This window comes from Acaryochloris sp. CCMEE 5410 (genome assembly GCF_000238775.2).
Lineage (GTDB): Bacteria > Cyanobacteriota > Cyanobacteriia > Thermosynechococcales > Thermosynechococcaceae > Acaryochloris.
This window is the reverse complement of the sequence record NZ_AFEJ02000001.1, coordinates 4,426,243-4,445,328: the sequence shown is the minus strand read 5'-3', so window position 1 is coordinate 4,445,328 and position 19,086 is coordinate 4,426,243. Positions and strand designations below refer to the sequence as shown.

Here is a 19,086-nt window from a genome sequence, read left to right as displayed (position 1 = left end):
ATGAGCATGCCCAATCTTGATAGGATATCTCTCAGGTTATGTTCTCTAGCCTATCTAGGCACAAGCCTGATCGTAATGTTCTCAGCCAGTGATTGGCGTGATATAAATCACAGCTCTCTAAAGCGGGCCAGCACAAGCTTGTATCCTCATCTTTCCTTTACTTCCACTAGAGTTTATTTACGTCTCATTTTGATGCTGTTTCAAAATGATATGAACAAGGGCACTGCTCTAATTTCGGTTATTCAAGAGAACCGTCTGGACTAGCATTAGAATAGCCAATATTTCGTGATATTTCTGCATAAAAAGAGCTGATAGGCCCTGTTGATGATTTTATCTAACTATAGGGATTAAATCAGCTATTTTATCTCTATAGGTGAGAATACCAGGGTCTATTCATATATCTCATTTAGGAGCTAATCATGCCTTTTCATGAGGGAGAACTGGCCGTTCAACAGCAAGCAGGGGTGGAAGCTGCGGCCCAACGAGTATCCGGTGCCCTTAAGCACGGGTTTGAGCCAGCAGCGACTGAATTTTTACGGTCCAGACCTTTTGCGATCGCAAGTTCCATCGCCCCCAGCGGTCGCCTATGGGCCTCTCTGATCACCGGTCCACCCGGCTTCCTAACCGTGACCGGCCCCCAAACGCTAAACGTGAATCCCATCTCCACCATCGACTCACAACTACTCCAGAATCTTCATACCAACTCCGCCATAGGACTTCTCACCCTAGATTTATCAGCTCGCCGTCGCTTACGGGTTAATGGCTATGCTGAAAACGTGACCGAACAAGGCATGCAACTTCAGGTCCAGCAGGTCTTTTTCAACTGTCCGAAATACCTTCAAACCCGCTATTTGATATCTAGCGACCATGCCAGGACCACCCCTACCCCTGCAGAATCAGCATCACACCTATCGTCCGCCCAGCAAGATTGGATTGCCCATGCAGATACGTTTTTTATCGCTACGGCCCATCCAAAGAAGGGAGCGGATATTTCCCACCGAGGAGGCTTTCCAGGGGTGTTACAGGTGGTGAATCCGCATCAACTCCTGTTCCCGGATTACAAAGGCAATAATATGTTCCAGTCTTTTGGAAATATTGCTGTCAACCCTCAGGTGGGACTACTCATCATAGATTTTGACCACGGTCATACGCTGCAATTGACTGGCAAGGCAGAGCTATTGTGGGATGACCCTCGCCAGCAACAGTTCAATGGGGCCCAGCGCCTTGTAAGGGTAACGATTGAACAGGTGAGGGAGATTCGTCATGCTTGTCCACTGCGATGGCAGTTTGGAGAATTTTCCCCCGTTATACCTCCGCAACTTTCTACCCCTTAAATCCCTGAAAGCACGGTCTCATAAACATTTTGAGGTATTAGGCAAAACTGGGAAAAACTGAGATAAAAGTGAGGCAAATTTCCTGATCAACATCGGTATACTGCGGACGACTTGCGGCTTAACATTGTAGTGGAGAGATTTGGCAGACTGGGAGTATCCCTCAACCGACTCCCCTATTTGCATGATTAAAATTGATTTCACCGCAGAGGAAATCCAACACCTCAATTACGAACGCTATCATCACCCTCACCCACGGGTACAGCGACGGATGGAAGTCCTCTACTTAAAGAGTCAAGGTCTTGCCCATGCCCAGATCTGCCAGCTTTGTCAGATTAGCCGTCCGACCTTAGCCAAAACCCTTCGTTTGTATCAACAAGGAGGAATTGAAGGACTGAAGACCCTGGAATATAAAGGTCAACCCAGTTCACTCAACGCTCATAGCGATAGTGTGAGAGCCTATTTTGAGCAACACCCGCCCCGCACCAGTGCAGAAGCCCAAGCAGTCATTGAACAATTGACAGGTATTAAGCGTTCTCCAACCCAGATCAAAGCCTTCCTCAAGCGCATCGGTTGTCGCTATCGAAAAGTGGGGTATGTGCCGGGAAAGTCGAGTCTGCCCGAGAAAATTGAGGAACAAGAGCAGTTTCGACAAACTCGCCTTGAACCCTTATTAGAGGAAGCTCAACGCCAAGAGCGTCTTGTCTTTTTGTGGATGCTGCTCATTTTGTTCACCGGGCTTATCTGGGGTTTCTCTGGTGCCTTCGTCGGATCTTCATCCCTTCTCCTTCTGGCCGTCAACGATTCAATGTTCTCGGTGCACTCAACGCTGTCACCAAAGACGTCATCAGTATCACCAACCACACCTACATCAACTCTCATAGCATGTGTCTGTTGCTAGCCAAGCTCGCACTACTCGACCCAGTCATACCCATCAGCGTCATTTTAGACAATGCCCGATATCAAAAATGCCAGCTGGTGACTGACTTTGCTGAGATCGTCGATATTGAGTTAGTCTATTTGCCCTCCTATTCACCCCATTTGAATTTAATTGAGCGGCTCTGGCGCTTTGTGCGCAAAGAATGTCTCTACTCAAAGTATTATGCTGATTTCCCCGCCTTTAAGGGAGCCATTCAACAGTGCCTCGACCAGTGCAATGGTGAGCATAAGGCGAAACTCACAAGCCTGCTATCACTCAAGTTTCAGTCCTTTAAGAAAGTTAATATCTTAGCCGTCTAGAGTATATCCTAAAAAGTGTGATATCTACTTTTGATTCTGCTCTCTCTCAGCACTAGCATTTTCTTCATTAATCGAGACTCCATTATGCTTAGCGCTCAATCCCTGCCCCAGAATTTTCCTCCCACAGGCGATCGTCCCTTGACCACCTCAACCCTAGTGATGGTTGATGCGGCAGTTCAGAACTATCCATATTTACTCGCCAGTCCACTGCTCGGAATGGAAGTTTGCGTGTTGAATGCTCAAACCGATGGCATTGCTCAAATGAAATCCCTGCTCAGCCAATCTCAAGGTTGGACGAACCTACATTTGATCTGCCATAGCGCTCCAGGACGATTAAAGGTGGGCAGCACCTGCTTGAGTGAGGATAACCTTTGGGCCTATGCCGATCAATTTCGGCAATGGCGCTCCTATTTAACCCAGACAACCGAAATGATCATTTACAGTAGCGAATTAACTACCAGCCGGGCAGGGTTAGCCTTAGTTTCATGGCTGGGTTTACTAACCGGGGCCAAGGTCACAGCCCTGTCTTAACAGCAAAGGGCACCCGTCCTCGCGATCACCCAGATGATAGGAGCTGACGATCAATCGCGCCCAAGGTTTGCAACGTAATCCGCTGGGCAGTGGTTAACCCTTTGGCACCGGTAATATCCATTCCTTCATAGAGCCGAGCCGTCAACACCGTCAAACAATCTCCCGTCTGGAGATCCCATACTCGCACGGACTGATCCTGCGAACCGCTGACAAGATATTGACGATCAGGGCTAAAGGCTACTGAGCAGACCAACTGAGTATGTCCACATAAGGTTTTTAGGCATTTCCCCGTTTGTACATCCCAAAGCTTAATGGTGTGATCATGGGAGCCAGAGGCCAAAATAGAGGGTTGACTAGCGTTGCTCGGACTAAAGGCCACCGCAAAAATCCAACTCTGATGGTCTGTCAAGGTCTGTAGGCATTCACCCGTATCGACGTGCCACAATTTGACCGTATGGTCCTGGGAGCCACTAGCTAGGATTTGACCGTCAGGATGATAGGCGATGGAGTAGATGCGATCGCAATGCCCCCGCAATACCTGGAGACACTCTCCCGTTTGCACATCCCACAGCCGCACCGTTTGATCCGTACTGCCGCTGGCTAAGGATTGACGATCCGGGCTAAAAGCCACCGACCAAACCTGATCGCTATGTCCTTTTAGCACATGCTGACATTGACCCGTTTCCACAGACCAAAGCCGCACATCTGGGTCACCCCCACCACTAGCAAACCACCCCTCCTGACCCGATACAGAAGCCAACGCCACGGCAAATACCCAATCGGGATGATCATAAAAGGTTTTTTCACATCGTCCCGTTTGGCAGTTCCAGATGCGCACCGTCTGATCCGTGCCGCCACTAATCAGGTAACGACCATCATCACTAAAGGCCAGGGACCGGACCACTGATCGATGATCACGCAGCTTTAATATTGCGGTTTGCTGTTGCCAGTCCCAAAGATTAATCACCGAATCACCGCTACCACTGGCAATCAGCTGTCCCTGGGGGTGAAAGACAACGGGTAAGGCCCAATCGGTATGGCCTTGCCAAGTTCTGAGGCACTGGGTCGTTTGCCAGTTCCACAGCCGTACGGTTTGGTCGAGGGTGACACAGGCTAAGGTTTGTCCATCGGGATGGAAGGCCAAGGAAAAAATCTGGTTGGTATGGCCCTGCAAGGTGCGCAGACACTGATCCGCTTGGCAATCCCATAGCTTCACAGTTTGATCGGCACTGCCACTGGCCAGAATAGGAGCCGTCGGACTGAACGCCACGGAATAGACCCCACTCCGATGTCCTTCATAGGTTTGCAAGCAGAGGGCTGTTTGGAAGTCCCACAGTTTCACCGTGCCATCATCACTGCCACTGGCCAGATAGTCCCCGTCATGGCTAAAGGCAACCGAACGAACCCGTCCATGATGGCCTTTCCCGGTTTGTAAGCATTCCCCAGTCGTCAGATCCCAAATCTTAAGCGTCTGATCTTCGCTGCCCGTCACCATTACCACAGGCGGGGGGTGTGCCGATGCAGACTGGGGCGGCATGGCCACCGATCGAATCCAGCCTTGATGGCCTTCACAGGTCTGGAGACATTGACCGGAGTGGGTTTGCCAAAGTTTGGCAGTGCCATCCCCACTCCCACTCGCAAGCAGAGTGCCATCATGATTAAAGGCTACAGAGAAGACCTCATGGGTATGGCCTATCAACGTCCGTAAGCATCTGCCCGTGGATACTTGCCACAGCTTGACGGTGTGATCGGCGCAAGCACTGGCTAATAAATATCCTTCTCCCTGAATCTCTGAGGGTTGGGGTGAAAAGGAAATAGCTCGAATCCAGTTTTGATGGCCTTGGCAAAGGGTGACTTGTTGGCCCGTTTTAATCTGCCATAGCCGAATATTGTAATGATTGTCGCAGGTGGCTAACAGCTCACCATCAGGGCTAAAGGTCGCCGCCAGGATATTGCCGAGAATTTCCGTAAAAACCGTTCGGCTCAAATCTGTGTTGGCAAAATTGACCTGGGCTAAGTTTTCCCCTTGCAAATTGGCTTGCCACACCGTTAGAGCTGACAAATCATAGCCACTTAAATCCATCTCTAGGCGCTGAAGCAAGTGCAAGACGTTGCCAGCAATATAGGCCGTGTCTTGGTAGGGTTGTCCATGTAAGGGAGCTAAAATTTGCTGACAGCGGGCTTCAATGGTGGTTTTTGTGCCCAGTAAATCTAGCAGTTTATCGGTAATGGGCTTCAGAATCAGGGACTCCTGGGTTTTGCGAATATAGTCTTGAGCTTGGGCTTTGACCCAGGCATGGGTCCTGAGTAAATGAGGGGTCCCATCGACAATCTCTTGGGTGGCGGCTTCAATCAGCTCTCGGGTCACAAATTCCATCACAACTGGCTGTTGGGTAAATCCAGTTCTGATTTTTTCGATCAGGGAGCGGCGTTGCAAGGAAACCAAGACCGGCATCAAATCATTAAAGGCAACATTCTTGACCAAATCTGCTTTGAGATCGGTAAAGGAGAGGGGTTCGCGATTAATGGCAAGCCAATACATCACCTCTTGCTCACAGGCAGTCAAACGTTGAAACTGGCGGGCCAGTAAATCGCGGATATCGTCAAAGATAAATGGACCTTGCTGGACAAAGGCTAAAAATTGGCCAATATCGCTGTCAAAATAGTCGCGGATGGCTGAAGCAACGATTTTAATGGCCAAGGGGTTCCCCGCATAGCGCTGAATCACAGCCTGCCACTCCTGTTCCTGGGCCACATATTGGCCTTTGGTCTGAAACAGCTCTCGGCCTTCCCCTAGGGGTAATCCCTCTAATCGCAGACACTTAACCGGAAGATTGACACCTTCCTGGGCAATCAGTCCCTGAGGTTGCTCTCGGGAAGTTAACAACAAGCAGCTTTGATGGGCTGTTTCGCTCATCCACCGGAAGAATTCTCCATAGCCTTCATACCCTGCCAAATATCGGCCCTGGTAATCCTCCTCCTGCAAAATAGATTCAGCATTATCGAGAACAATCAAGCAGCGGGCATTGCGCATATAGGTCATCAAGTGCCGCAAACGCTGCTCATTGTCTGGAAATTGAACCGTTTCTTGCTGACAACTCAAAAACTGAATCAGTTCAGTCAGGAGCTGGTCCAAGGGTGGGGCATTCCGAAGACTACGCCAGATCACCCATTCAAACTCTTGGGTCAAGCTATAGGCCAGGTTGGCAGCGAGAGCCGTTTTACCCATGCCCCCCATGCCTAGCACCATAATCAAGCGACAGTGAGCCTGAAGCATCCAGTCACTCATCAATTCCAGCTCAGGCAAACGACCATAAAAGTCGTTGATGGCGGGTGCATCTCCCCAATCTTGCCGGGTCAGGCTGGGCAAATTGGATTTGGTCGAGGTCAAGGTGGCAACGGATACCTCTTCATCAGCGAGGTTAGGGTCCAGCTCAACCACATCTTGCCAAGGGACTCCAACCGCTTCGCAAATGGCAACAAAAGCTTCGCTGCGGATCGCAGCCCCAGACCAAAAACGATTGAGGGTGGATCGGGACGTATAGGAAGCACGGCACCAGGCCGATGAGGTTTTATTCCATCGTTTAATCCGTCGGGCCCGATCAATGAGCGTTAGTCCCCAATCAGAGGCTTTCAGGGAATCGGCCATCCTTAGCCTCCCAGGTTAGACCCTTGCCTACCATTACCTTGAAGTCCCATGAAACGACCCTCATCTCACCTGCAACATGGATATGCTAAACCGAAAGCTGGAAGTCTTTGCTCCTCTTCCTCATAAGTCTTTAGATGTCAGGGCTACCCCATCCACATCATTGGGTCAGGATCCCAATGTCCGTCACGATCCGGCCCATCTGATCGATGGCTGCCAAATCTGCGGCAGATAACGTCTGATCACCGGTCAGTGAATTTGATAGAGGTCCATGTAGTCCGTTTGCAGGTTGTGCAGACTGCGATCGCACGCCTCGATCACTTGCTCATACTTGAGGTGATTAGCAAAGGCTTTAGACGCGTAGACCCGTTGCGATCGCTGATCCGAGACCGCCTTGGCAATCATTTGCTCCGAATGCCCATCCCCGTAAACTTCTGCCGTATCGATGGTGGTCATACCAGCCTCCACCACAGCTTGAATCGTGGGAATAGTTTCAGCATCGTCAATGTCTACCCACCCTCGTTTGCCAGCTTGCCAGGTCCCCATAATGATTGGGGTAACCTGAATAGTAGTGCTTCCCAAGCATCGAGTCTCCATTGCTGCCCTCTCACTTCTCGCTGCCTCTCCCCATCTATGAAGGTTTCTATCCCCGTTTTTTGTTTCAGCCTGCTTCTGACCCTAACGCCATTTTCCGCCAAAGCTCAATCTAGCGTGGCGGGTCTAAATCAACAATTACAAGATTCAGTCCATCGCCAAAACTGGTCTGAAGCGATTCAAGTGATCGATCAGCTAATTCCTCTTGCACCTGGCCAAGCAGCTCAACTCAAGCAGTATCGCAGTCAACTCAAGCAGCTCCAACAGACGGGGTTTAAGGGCAGCTCTTCTCAGCCGACATCGGCCAAAAAAGCCACGAGCAAAGTGGGCCTCGTCCCCATCAAACGCCGATCCGGGGGCGTGGCCATTGTGGACGTCAAATTTAATAGTCGCCGCACTTTTGAAATGTTAGTGGACTCGGGTGCTAGCCGAACCGTCATTACTCGACCCATGGCCAAAGCGCTGGGTATCGGGACCTCTGATGTCGTGGGTACCTTCGGGGCGTCCACAGCCAATGGCTATGCAGAATTTCCGATTGTGTATGTCAAGGCCATGGAAGTGGGTGGTTTAAAGAGTTACCAAGTACCCGTGGCCGTGGCTGGACCCGATATGGACATGGGGTTACTGGGCCAAGATTTTCTCCAAAAGTATGATTTCACCTTTCGCGGAAATCAAATCGAGTTCCACAAGCGGTAGGCAATGCTTAAATGGGTGTGCCAGGATTGAAGGTGCATTGTTTACCCTTTTCCCAGCCTTATGGCAGATGTCCTTAGCATTACCCAGCACTACCATCAACGGACAAAATATGATCCAGAGACCCTCTCGCAACGGGGGCGCTCCCTGGATTTCAGCCAACAGCCCGTGCCGTTCAAGGACTATAAATTTGGCACTACCATTGGGCTCAAAGAATACCTAGAGCAAGGGGTCGATGCTTCTCAGATGCAGTGGCAACGGTTATCCCGGCTCCTGTACTGTAGCTACGGCATCACCGCCGTCATTCCCTACCCGGACAATCCCCTTTACTTAAGGACGGCTCCATCCGCAGGAGGCCTCTATCCAGCGGAACTCTATGTCATTGCCGGGGAAGGCACCGTCCTCCCCGCCGGACTCTATAACTACCAGGTCCGCACCCACTCCTTGTTACGATTCTGGGACAGCCATGTTTGGTCAGCCTTAGAATCTGCTTGTCTTTGGCATCCTGCCCTGGCGAAAACTCAATTGGCCGTAGTGGTCACCGCTATTTTTCATCGGTCTGCCTGGCGGTATGAAGACCGCGCCTATCGGCGGATTTGCTTGGACAGTGGCCATTTACTAGGCAATATTGAGCTAGCCGCTTCCATTTGTGACTATAAAGCCCACCTGATTGGCGGTTTTGTCGATCAGCCCTTTAACCAACTGCTATATCTTGACGCCGATCAAGAAGGCGTCGTCGCGGCGTTCGCCTTAGCTGACTTACTGGAGGCCGCCCAAAACTTACCCCCTGCCCCCACCCTGTTGCCTTCTCCCACCGTAGAAGATTTTCCCAAGTTGCCGGATGGTGAACTGCTCGCTTATACCCACACTGCCACCAGTATTGCCTCCGAAGACATTACCTATAACAACCTTCTGCCCACAACGACCAAAGAAGATAAGTACAATTTTCCCTTTTGCTTGAAAGTGCCGCTGTCCAACACTCCCGTGGATTGGGGAGAAGACTTAATTGACTTAAAAGAAAGTATTCTCAAACGCCGCTCCACCCGCAAATTCACAGGAGATCCCTGAGCTTAGACACCTTAAGTGGCCTTCTCAGTTTCACCTATTGTCCAGAAAGCTACCAAGAGCAAGGCTTAGATGGCGATCCGGGCTTTTTCGATTTAGGGCTAATCCAAACCTTTATCGCCGTTTTAGATATTACCGATTTAGACACGGGCTGCTACTACTATGCAGTTCAGGCCCAGGAACTACGACAAATTCGGTTTAAGAACTTCCGACGAGAATCCCATTATCTGTGCTTAGGTCAGGATCTAGGGCGAGATGCCGCTGCCATTGTGTTTCATACGGCTGATTTGCAAAGTGCGATCGCACGCTACGGTGACCGGGCCTATCGCTATCTCCACATGGATGCGGGACATCTGGGACAGCGTTTAAACCTAGCCGCCACACACCTGGGGGTAGGGGTCAGCGGCATCGGTGGCTTCTTTGACGATCAGGTAAACGAAGTTTTAGGCATCCCAGAAGAAGAAGCCGTCCTCTACATAACGACCCTAGGAAAACCGCCCCCTCCTGCTCAGGAGTAAGGGAGGGCTTCGTCAGTGACCCGTGATTTTAACGCGCAAAAATGGTTTGAATTCGATCGAGTTCAATCTGGTGTAGGTAATCGACACACCAATTCGCCTGACGTTGCAGCATATGAAAAGGCAAGGTATGCGCCACTCCCACCACAGGAACTTGGGCCTGTTTGGCTGCCTGAATACCCGCAAAGCTATCCTCAATCGCCAAGCAATCACAAGGGTCTAAATCCAAACCAGGAAACTTACGATTGAGCCGCTTAATCGCCAATTGATACCCTGCTGGATCCGGCTTACTTTTTTTAACATCTTCCGAGGTGACGGTAATCGGAAAGGCCTCCTCCAAAGACAGTTGTTTAAGCACCAGTCGCACTTCTGACCGGAGCGCGCCACTGACGATGGCCAGGATCAACCCCGCATCTAGGCATTGCCCAATCAGCTCGATCAGGCCTTCAAAAATCGGTAGGTATTCCAAAGATTCTATATATTGGCGGTAAGCCTTCGCTTTGAAGGACAACAACCGCCGCAGCTGAAACTGATTGAGAGGCTGCTCCATGCTGGCATACAAATCTTGAAAACATGCCCGATCCGTTCGACCCAGACAGTGAAGCTGCAGCTCTTCTTGAGTGAGGGGCAGATCTTCTTGCTCCATCATCTCCCAGATAATCTGCTGGTGAATGCGCTCGTCATCTAGCACAACACCATTGAAATCAAATAAAACTGCCTTCAGGGGCATGGGAGCTTATCAAACTTACAATAACCAAACCGCAGCAATTGCTGCTACACTCGTTTCAATTTTGCGGTAGGCTAACAGACCGATTCCGGCAATGCGATCTCACGTTTAGTTCTTGAATGCCTACTCAGGCGTGATCCGAGTTAATAGACTACACTGGATTGAACAGTAAAGCAAAGTCGGATATGGGGGAAACGGCGTCAAATTGATTACTCGGGTGCTTACTGTCTTTGATCTTCTAATATGTCCGCTGTTTGAACGTTGTTTTGGAGAGGCCACTTATGCTAGACCGCAAGATCTACCAACTCTACAATAACGGTCAAGAAGTCTGGATCTACTTACGGGACCAGCAGCGCTGGTTGGATCGCGCCCGTGTGACGGGCCTAGATGGCGATATCGTCACCATTCGCTATGAAACCGAAGAAGATGATGAGATTTGCGCCTGGGAAGAGATGGTCCGCATCGAAAGTATTGGAGCCGTCACCACGCGTTTAGCGGCCGTTCCCAAACATAATATTGACCCCATGGTCTCAGATGACTGTCCCGAAGCAGAACAACTCCCCAACCCCCACCCAGACAATAATTCAGATTAAACATCTACTCCTTCGTCGTCGAAGTCTTCTGACCCCGGCTCTAAGTCACCTGACCTATCCCCTATCGGTGCATAGACCGGACATGTTCCCTGAGGAGACACTTTAAAGCCATATAGAGCAGAGTCTGTCTGCCAACAGCGTTGGTTTCGGTAGTAATGGCAATTGGCACAGCAAGTACGATCCACAGGGTGTTGGCTCGCACTACTGCGTAATATTTCTGCCTGAGACAATCCTCGAATCACCAGTTGATGCCCCTGCCAAACCGCTTCAATTAAGCCAGTATCCGCAAAGGTCTGCCACCGTGGGTCTTCCAGAATATTAGCCCCTAAGCTCAAGGTGACAGATAATCCTGACTCCACCAGTTCACCCCTATAGGTTTGCAAAGGCGGAGCCAGGGCCTCTTGAGGTAGGGAGGCACTCTCTGCTAACCCCACCTTTAGTCGCTCCCCTGGTATCAGAGGATGAAGCTGATAGCGATTCTGTAGATCTGGGATTTGCATTAAATCCTCAACCACTAGGGGCGAGCGGTGATAAAACGCCACATGGCGGGGACGGCTATTATGAATCAACTGAGTCGTACTAGGGCCATCACAGGCTTGTGCCAGCAGAAAAGTCTGTCTCTGCCAGGAAGCCGGAAGGCTCATCGGTTCTCCCTTGGCATCCTGAGGATGCTCTCGCAATGCTTGAGGCGATTGAGGGGGAATGGGGTCTAACACCAGCACCTGCTCTCCTAGAGCCTGAGCATATTGCCCCAGATCCGTTTGATGATGGACAAGAAGAATACAAGGTAATTGAGTCATCACCCCTAGCGGCTGGATCTGTAGCTGTCCGGTGGCTTGCCAAAACAAAGACTGTTGACGAGCAAAGTTTTGAATACTGGCAGGCAAGGATGCCAAGATCTGGCCATAGGCATCGCATCCTTGAGCCACCGTCTCATCGACCCAAACAGTGACCTGCTGGCGGGCGAATTCTGCATTCGTCCGAATCAACATCAACAGCTCTTGTCCCAACCCCACCTGAGGCACGGGTATGACGATGGATTGTTGGGCAGCTAACGCCTGCAGCAGGGCTTGTACCAACTCACTTTCTTGCTGTTTCCGAGGGAGGTGTTGCAGGGTTCCATAGCCCCCCTTCACAATCAACAGATCAATCCTGCGGTCTTTGAAACTGGCGGTCGATAAGGCAGGGGCAAACCGAGTATGAGTTAAATAAAAATCCCCCGTATAGGCAACGGTATAGACTTCTCCTATCTCAGCCTTCGCCGTATAGGTCAGTAAACAGACTGCTGCTCCAGGCATCTGCCCCGCAGGAATCAGTTCTAGGGACAAGTCTGAAGTCAAGTTAAACGGCGTATTCCAGGCAATGGGATTACACTCAGAGGCCCATGGATCAGCCTCCAGGTGACTCAATATTTGCTGAGTTTCAAGGCTTATATAGATCGGCGTTTTGGGAAAGGATTGGCGCAACGCTCCTAACCCGCGCACGTGATCGGCATGGGCTTGTGAACAGACGACAAAATCAGCAGGCTGCTGCTCAGAAGGGTGCTCCACAACGGCATCGGACTGCAACTCATCTGCTAGTAAGCCAGAAATATCGGCTAATCCACAGTCCAGTAAAATTCGATACGGCCCTAGCCTCAGTCCTAGGCACACACCGGTCTGGGGTTCAACACCATAGGGAAAACATTCAACTGGTACTGAAGACATAAGTTTCGAGACTTGCACCGCTGATCCATTAAAGCTTTTCAGCCCTAGGCAAAAGCCTGAGACCGAATTTTTTACAGGGTCCCTGCATATCAATCCAAAAACAAACCTAACAGTTGAGTAAGGTCAACCACCATCCAATCAACTTAGGGAACTGTTATGCAACACCAACTAACCGCCACCAAGTTTCAGCCCTCTAAAGTAGCCCAGGTACTGCGAAGCGCAACCAGCGCAACCTTGGGAGCCATGCTTCTTACAAGTCTAGTCCCTTCACCTGCTGCTGCTCTTTCTGGTCAAAAAACCATCCCAGCATCAAGGGTTGCCCAAATAATGAACGGCACCTTGACAGACGCCAAAATTCGTCTCAACAACGTGGATCTGAATGGCTATGGTCGCTACCTCAAAGACGATTGGTATAAACCCAATGATTCCTATTTCCAATTTATGGGCAGAAAACAGCCTATTTCACTCCAGCATTGGACAGGTCGACGGGAAAAAGGTCATATACGTTGGTATTACTACATCAATAACGTCAACACAGAAGCGGTAACGCTGCGTCACGAAAATAACCGCTATGTGTTCCGCGCGTTCTTTGAAAGTCGCGATCGCGAGATTAAAGGACTGTGCCGCTGGAAAAAAGCCGTGGGCAAAAACAAAGGGAAATATACCCAGTGCAAACCCAGTGGTAATGATCGCCCTGCCCCTGATGGTGATTTTAATCATGCCAAGGTCCAAATCGCTCTCAAACCTGTGGTTCGCAACAGCGGGATTGTCCTCACGGTGCCTCAGCGGAGCAATGTCAAAATTGGCGGCGATTTACAAATCCAAGGCGTTCTCGGTTGGTTTAACAAGATTGAAGACGCCATCGAGAACTATGGCAAACGCAAACTGGGCGATGCCATCTACCATGCATTCCAAGATCCTCAACGGCAGGCAACGATGCAACAACGCACGACCCATGCCATCAGCCAATTAAATGCCTTTGCTGGATTCGCTAATGTACGACCCGTCAGGTTCAAGCCCAACGGTGATTTAGTGGTGGCCTACGACATCAAAGTCGATAAAAGTATGGTGTCAACCGTCCTCCAGCAAGTGAAGCATCCTCGCCAGGGTAAGGCTTGTAAGGGCACGATGGATCTTAAAGCACGGATTAGATCCCAGTATCCAGCCAAACTCACCTATCAATTTGAAGGCGAGAATGGGGCACTCAGCCCTAAGCAAACCCTCATGCTGGCCGGTAAAACCCCCAAAACCATCACCCTAAAGCGCAGAACAGGTGGGCCAGGGACGACTCAGCAAATTGTCCAATTACCGAAGCGCGGCAAGCGCCTCAGGGTGTCAGGTAAAAGTCGCGCCCATTGGTCATTTGTAATGGATGGTCAACGAGTTTCCGGTAAAACTCCTTGGAAACCTTATTCCATTTATTGCCCTATTCCTCAACAATCGCCAGGCGGATTCAAGTCTTAATCAGGGAGGTGAACGTCATCCTCTCAGATGATTCTTCACCAATCTTGATCAATTGATGGCTGTAGCTGTGGGTATTTTGCCTACAGCTACCATTTTCTATGAACCTTTTTATCGCCCGGTTAATACCGTCACAACTCAAAATAAAGCAGAATTTGATTGCATATAGGCCAAAGCTGCAGCGTGATTTTGCAAGTCCAAAATTAAGCCGGAGCATCAGCTCAAAGACCTTGCACAAACCAAACGTTAATACGTCACTTTACGAATCAAATCGAGATGCCAAAATATCGATAGTTGGTCATATTCCTAATCTTTCTCCATGCCCTGTTAATGCCACTTAATCCGATGCAAGGGATGACAAGATATCTTTCGGAGGACGATATGGATTGGGCCACAACACTAAGCGGCACCAGACATTCCGCTCTGGGTCATATATACGAGGACCTAACTCTTCTAAGTCATCTTCATCCGCTAGCTCATCTTCATCTTCTATCATGGGCCAATGCTCTAAGGTATAGCTCTCATCCAGAGCATCCAAAGATCCCAAATAAAACCGCAAACGATACATATCTGGCGCAATATAGATCGGTTTGGCGACATCGTGATCCATCAGTCCATGAAGATAAAGCTCTCCATTCGATAAATCAAAACTCACTTCGGCAATATAAAACCAGTTCGATAAATTCAAATTCTGCTCATCTAGATCCTCTGGTGGTGAATCCCACAGCTCTAGTCGTAGAGGAAAGTCGATTTCATCACAGGCAACATAGAGGCAAATTGCTTGACTCGCAATCGTCATGCCTTTGAGCCGTTCATAAGCAATGGTCTGAGGAGGGATCAGCTCTTGAAACTCGTCAGCAGCTGGGTTTGCCCCTCTGCTTTGTTGGGGAATATCGTAAAAGCTAGGCAGCGGCGGTAATTCTGCTGTTCGATGATTAGAAAGATAGATAGTATAAAGCTCAGAGTCAATATTAAAAAATTCTTCTCTAAGTTGCACCATACTCCTAGATTTAAACGCCGAAATTTCTCATATTAGATAATGAGATTTTTCAATACATTGAATTTAATGTCGCAAATATTACAATTTTGTTTACATCGTATTAGAATAGCCCATTTGCTTCCCTCATTCTGAGGAAATTTGTGGGTCTTGTGAATACATTATTATTCGAAAAACAATCTGGGTTATAACTGTTCTGCAAGCGCATTTCTACCCATTCGTAAAAGATAGAAAACGGCGACGCTAGGTTGCGGTTGTTGAAAAACCATAGCCACCACCGCCTGGGGTGAAGATTGCGATCGCATCCCCCGTATCCACTTCTATCGTATCTGTTGCTGCGAGGTCTGTGGTGCTGCCATCCGCCCGAATCACTTGGGTCTGGCCGGTTTGACCCGACTCTCCCCCCGCTAGACCAAAGGGCTTAACCTGTCGGCGACCAGACAAAATATTGGCTGTCATTGCCTCTCGAAACTGAATCCGTCGGATCACACCATTGCCCCCGTCATACTGGCCCTTCCCGCCACTTTCAGGACGAATCGAAAATTCCTCCACCAACACCGGAAAGCGCAGTTCTAAAACCTCTGGATCTGTCAGTCGGGAATTGGTCATATGGGTTTGCACCGCATCGGTACCCGCAAACCCAGGACCAGCACCCGAACCACCACAAATCGTTTCGTAGTACTGATATTGCTGATTGCCAAAGGTGAAGTTATTCATGGTCCCCTGAGAAGCAGCTAGAACCTTAAGCGCTGCATACAACACATCGGTCACAGCTTGGGAGGTCTCTACATTACCGGCCACCACGGCGGCTGGGTAGGTGGGATTGAGTAAACAGCCTGGGGGGACACGAATCTCTAAAGGCTTTAAGCAACCTGCATTTAGGGGAATGGGAGTATTCACCAAGGTGCGAAAGACATAGAGAACCGCTGCTTTGCAGACCGCGAGGGGAGCATTGAAGTTATTGGGCTGTTGGGGAGAGGTACCTGCAAAGTCAATGATGGCACTATCGTTGTCAGGATTAAGGGTGACCTGGACTTGAATCGTTGCCCCGCAATCCATCGGCACCTGATAGGTGGACACCAGACTGTCGCCAGCGTGGCCACAAAGGTAGGCAATCACGCGGCGGACCGCTTGTTCTGCATTGTCTTGAACATACTGCATATAGGCCTGGACGGTACTCAAACCAAACTGATCCACCATCCGGTGTAGCTCCTGTGCCCCCTTGGTATTGGCGGCAATTTGGGCTTGCAAGTCAGCCAGATTTTGGTCAGGGTTGCGAGCAGGATAGGGGGATTCGGAGATGCGATCGCGCAGCTCTTTCTCCTGCAAGACGCCCTGATCCACCAGCTTAAAGTTGTCCAGTAACACGCCCTCTTGATCGAGATGGGTGCTGTGGGGTGGCATCGATCCAGGTGTAATCCCACCAATATCGGCATGATGGCCCCGTGACGCCACAAAAAACAGGGGCTGCCCCTCCACAAACACAGGGGTAATGGCCGTAACATCGGGCAGATGGGTACCGCCGTTATAGGGATTATTGGAAACAAATACATCTCCCGGCTGGAAGGGTTCCGGCTGATCAGCAATTAATGCCTGGACACTCTCTCCCATCGACCCCAGATGCACCGGAATATGAGGGGCATTCGCAATAAGATAGCCCTGGCGGTCAAAGATGGCGCAAGAGAAATCAAGGCGTTCTTTGATATTCACCGAGGAACTTGTATTTTGAAGCGTAAATCCCATCTGCTCGGCGATAGATTGAAATAGATTACTAAAAATCTCTAGGCGCACCGGATCGGGGGCAGCAGAAGTCGACAGGGCTAAAGACTCGGCCTGAGTATCCGATTGTTGGGGCTGTTTAACCTGATGTTGGACAATCAACACCCCCGTTTCTGTGACACTGGCAGACCACCCTGGCTCAATCACATTGGTTCCGGTTTGCTCCAAGATCACGGCAGGACCCTGGACAGTCGTTCCTGCTGACAATTCTTGGCGTTGAAAAACGGGGGTATCCCACCACTGGTCGTCTGAGAAGAGCGAAATGTTGGCTATCTGTGTCAGTAAGGTGGTTACAGGCTGAGACACTTTGGCCTGATCGAGAGTCGCTGTTTGACCCACGGCCTCAGCAATAATCGTCGCCACTACCAGTCCTGTATTGGGTTGAATCAGGCCAAATCGCTGTTGATACTGCTGCTCAAACTGGTTTTGCATCTCCGTTAAAGAACCGAAGGTCACGATCAAAGCAGAGTCGGTACCTTCGTAGCGGAGATGGACTTGTTTCACCACCTCAAAGATCTGAATATCGCTAGCCCCCTGCTGTTTTAGCTCCGTGAGTGCGGCTTTCCCTAAGCTCTGAATCTCTGAGGTCAACCGGATCATGCCATCCACAGTCAAGGCAATTTCTAAGGATTGCTCCTTCAGCACTCGCCGATCCGCTAATCCCATGCCGTAAGCCGATAGGACTCCTGCATAGGGATGAATCAGAATCGTTTTCATCCCCAAAGATTCTGCTAACCGACAGGCATGTTGTCCCCCAGCTGCACCAAAACAGCAGAGAGCATAGCCACTGACGTCATAGCCCCGCTGTACCGAGATCTTTTTGATGGCATTGGCCATATTGTCGATGGCAATGGCCAAGAATCCCTCTGCGACTTGAGCTGCACTCCGTTGATCTCCCGTCGCGGTCACAATCTCGTCTGAGAGAGCAGCAAATCCCTGTTGAACAATCTCTAAATCCAAGGGTTGATTCCCCTCAGCCCCAAAGACCTGGGGAAAAAACTGAGGTTGAATTTTACCCACCATCACGTTGCAGTCCGTCACCGTTAGGGGACCGCCATGACGATAACAGGTGGGTCCTGGATAGGCCCCTGCTGATTCTGGTCCCACTTGGTAGCGTGAACCATCAAAATTGAGAATCGAGCCGCCACCTGCCGCTACGGTATGAATGGCCATCATTGGTGCCCGTAATCGGACGCCAGCGACTTCAGTTTCTAAAACTCGCTCATAGGTGCCGTCTCTTTCGCCATTAAAGTGGGCGACATCAGTAGACGTGCCGCCCATATCAAAGGTAATCAGCTTCTGAAACCCTGCGGCTAGACAGGTTTGTACGGCCCCCACAATCCCTCCTGCTGGCCCCGACAAAATACTGTCTTTCCCCTGGAAAAACCGGGCGGGGGTCAGCCCCCCATTTGATTGCATAAATAAAAGCTGGGGCTGGGATTCGGCATTGCAGTCGGTCGGTCTCAGTTCCTGTTCAATCCGGTCTACATATCGCCGCAGAATGGGAGAGAGATAGGCATCAACAACGGTGGTATCGCCTCTGCTCACCCATTTAATCAAGGGGCTAACCCCATGGGACATCGAGATTTGGATAAATCCCATCTGCTTTGCCAAAGCCGCCACCTGCTGCTCATGGGCGGGATATCGGTAACCATGCAGAAATGCGATCGCACAACTTCGAATCCCCAGATCATAAGCCCCTTGCAACCCTTCTCGAACTTGGCTTGCAACCGCTGGGGTAATCGGTCGCCACACCTCTCCCTCTGCCGTGACTCGCTCATCCACTTCCAGCACCTGTTCATAAAGCATTTCCGGGAGCTGAATCTGACGCGCAAAAATATCAGGTCGATTCTGATAGCCAATCCGCAGGCCATCGCGGAAACCTTGGGTGGTGATCAAGAGGGTGCGATCGCCTTTCCGTTCCAATAGAGCATTTGTGGCCACTGTCGTTCCCATCTTGACCACAGCAATTTGGTTAGCAGGGATGGGCTGGTCCGTATCAATACCCATCAGATCTCGAATTCCTTGCAGCGGTGCGTCAGGATAGCGATCTGGATTTTCTGAGAGGAGTTTATGCAGCACGATGGAGCCATTAGGTGTTTGGGCCACAATATCGGTAAAGGTCCCTCCCCGATCAATCCAGAATTGCCATTTTTTTAATTCTGTATTGCTCATGCATTCCACGATTATTGCTTACTCTCAGCCTCTT

10 protein-coding genes and 3 pseudogenes are annotated in these 19,086 nt (G+C 50.1%); 7 read left to right on the top strand and 6 right to left on the bottom strand.

Going from position 1 to position 19,086, the window contains the following annotated elements; genetic code table 11:
- The first annotated feature begins 419 nt into the window (after nt 1–419).
- The 3 genes and pseudogenes from ON05_RS20445 to ON05_RS20435 all read left to right on the top strand — a co-directional run bounded on the left by ON05_RS20445 (nt 420) and on the right by ON05_RS20435 (nt 3,101).
- Nucleotides 420–1,334: a pyridoxamine 5'-phosphate oxidase family protein gene (locus ON05_RS20445; RefSeq protein WP_010474149.1), complete on the top strand. Its 915-nt coding sequence runs from the start codon at nt 420–422 to the stop codon at nt 1,332–1,334.
- Between the two features lie 139 nt (nt 1,335–1,473).
- Nucleotides 1,474–2,570, top strand: a pseudogene (locus ON05_RS20440) (IS630 family transposase).
- Between the two features lie 84 nt (nt 2,571–2,654).
- Nucleotides 2,655–3,101, top strand: coding sequence for a DUF4347 domain-containing protein (locus ON05_RS20435; protein ID WP_010473450.1), 447 nt, complete (start codon nt 2,655–2,657; stop codon nt 3,099–3,101).
- 25 nt (nt 3,102–3,126) lie between these two features.
- On the opposite strand, the gene ON05_RS20430 is transcribed toward ON05_RS20435, so the two are convergent.
- A complete protein-coding gene (locus ON05_RS20430; RefSeq protein ID WP_010473451.1) occupies nt 3,127–6,750 on the bottom strand; it encodes an NB-ARC domain-containing protein in 3,624 nt (1,207 codons plus the stop codon).
- Nucleotides 6,751–6,999: 249 nt separating this feature from the next.
- Nucleotides 7,000–7,344: pseudogene (locus ON05_RS20425) on the bottom strand (aldo/keto reductase); the annotation flags it as partial.
- A 36-nt stretch (nt 7,345–7,380) separates the two neighbouring features.
- On the opposite strand from ON05_RS20425, the gene ON05_RS20420 reads away from it, so the two are divergent.
- Entirely contained in the window at nt 7,381–8,037 is a 657-nt protein-coding gene (locus ON05_RS20420) for a TIGR02281 family clan AA aspartic protease (protein ID WP_029315197.1), read from the top strand.
- A gap of 60 nt (nt 8,038–8,097) precedes the next feature.
- A pseudogene (locus ON05_RS20415) lies at nt 8,098–9,617 on the top strand (SagB/ThcOx family dehydrogenase).
- A gap of 28 nt (nt 9,618–9,645) precedes the next feature.
- Here ON05_RS20415 and ON05_RS20410 read toward each other — a convergent pair.
- Complete coding sequence (locus ON05_RS20410) at nt 9,646–10,344, bottom strand: HAD family phosphatase (RefSeq protein ID WP_010473464.1); 699 nt, start codon at nt 10,342–10,344, stop codon at nt 9,646–9,648.
- Nucleotides 10,345–10,622: 278 nt separating this feature from the next.
- Between ON05_RS20410 and ON05_RS20405 the strand changes: the two genes are divergently transcribed.
- Nucleotides 10,623–10,934, top strand: a complete 312-nt coding sequence (locus tag ON05_RS20405) for a DUF6679 family protein (RefSeq protein WP_010473466.1) — start codon at nt 10,623–10,625, stop codon at nt 10,932–10,934.
- Here ON05_RS20405 and ON05_RS20400 read toward each other — a convergent pair.
- On the bottom strand, nt 10,931–12,640 hold the full coding sequence (locus ON05_RS20400; RefSeq protein WP_010473468.1) for an MBL fold metallo-hydrolase: 1,710 nt from the start codon (nt 12,638–12,640) through the stop codon (nt 10,931–10,933). The two genes, ON05_RS20405 and ON05_RS20400, sit on opposite strands and share 4 nt — an antisense overlap.
- A gap of 156 nt (nt 12,641–12,796) precedes the next feature.
- On the opposite strand from ON05_RS20400, the gene ON05_RS20395 reads away from it, so the two are divergent.
- The gene (locus ON05_RS20395) at nt 12,797–14,104 is read left to right on the top strand and encodes a hypothetical protein (RefSeq protein ID WP_010473470.1); all 1,308 of its coding nucleotides are present in this window, start codon (nt 12,797–12,799) and stop codon (nt 14,102–14,104) included.
- Between the two features lie 334 nt (nt 14,105–14,438).
- On the opposite strand, the gene ON05_RS20390 is transcribed toward ON05_RS20395, so the two are convergent.
- Nucleotides 14,439–15,101, bottom strand: a complete 663-nt coding sequence (locus ON05_RS20390; protein WP_236618958.1) for a hypothetical protein — start codon at nt 15,099–15,101, stop codon at nt 14,439–14,441.
- A gap of 240 nt (nt 15,102–15,341) precedes the next feature.
- Complete coding sequence (locus ON05_RS20385; protein WP_010473474.1) at nt 15,342–19,052, bottom strand: hydantoinase B/oxoprolinase family protein; 3,711 nt, start codon at nt 19,050–19,052, stop codon at nt 15,342–15,344.
- Between the last annotated feature and the right edge of the window lie 34 nt (nt 19,053–19,086).

Coding starts and splice junctions, on each gene's coding strand:
- ON05_RS20435 (WP_010473450.1), top strand. CDS start 2,655: ATGCTTAGCGCTCAATCCCTGCCCCAGAATTTTCCTCCCACAGGCGAT.
- ON05_RS20385 (WP_010473474.1), bottom strand. CDS start 19,052: ATGAGCAATACAGAATTAAAAAAATGGCAATTCTGGATTGATCGGGGA.
- ON05_RS20445 (WP_010474149.1), top strand. CDS start 420: ATGCCTTTTCATGAGGGAGAACTGGCCGTTCAACAGCAAGCAGGGGTG.
- ON05_RS20410 (WP_010473464.1), bottom strand. CDS start 10,344: ATGCCCCTGAAGGCAGTTTTATTTGATTTCAATGGTGTTGTGCTAGAT.
- ON05_RS20400 (WP_010473468.1), bottom strand. CDS start 12,640: ATGTCTTCAGTACCAGTTGAATGTTTTCCCTATGGTGTTGAACCCCAG.
- ON05_RS20395 (WP_010473470.1), top strand. CDS start 12,797: ATGCAACACCAACTAACCGCCACCAAGTTTCAGCCCTCTAAAGTAGCC.
- ON05_RS20430 (WP_010473451.1), bottom strand. CDS start 6,750: ATGGCCGATTCCCTGAAAGCCTCTGATTGGGGACTAACGCTCATTGAT.
- ON05_RS20390 (WP_236618958.1), bottom strand. CDS start 15,101: ATGGTGCAACTTAGAGAAGAATTTTTTAATATTGACTCTGAGCTTTAT.
- ON05_RS20405 (WP_010473466.1), top strand. CDS start 10,623: ATGCTAGACCGCAAGATCTACCAACTCTACAATAACGGTCAAGAAGTC.
- ON05_RS20420 (WP_029315197.1), top strand. CDS start 7,381: ATGAAGGTTTCTATCCCCGTTTTTTGTTTCAGCCTGCTTCTGACCCTA.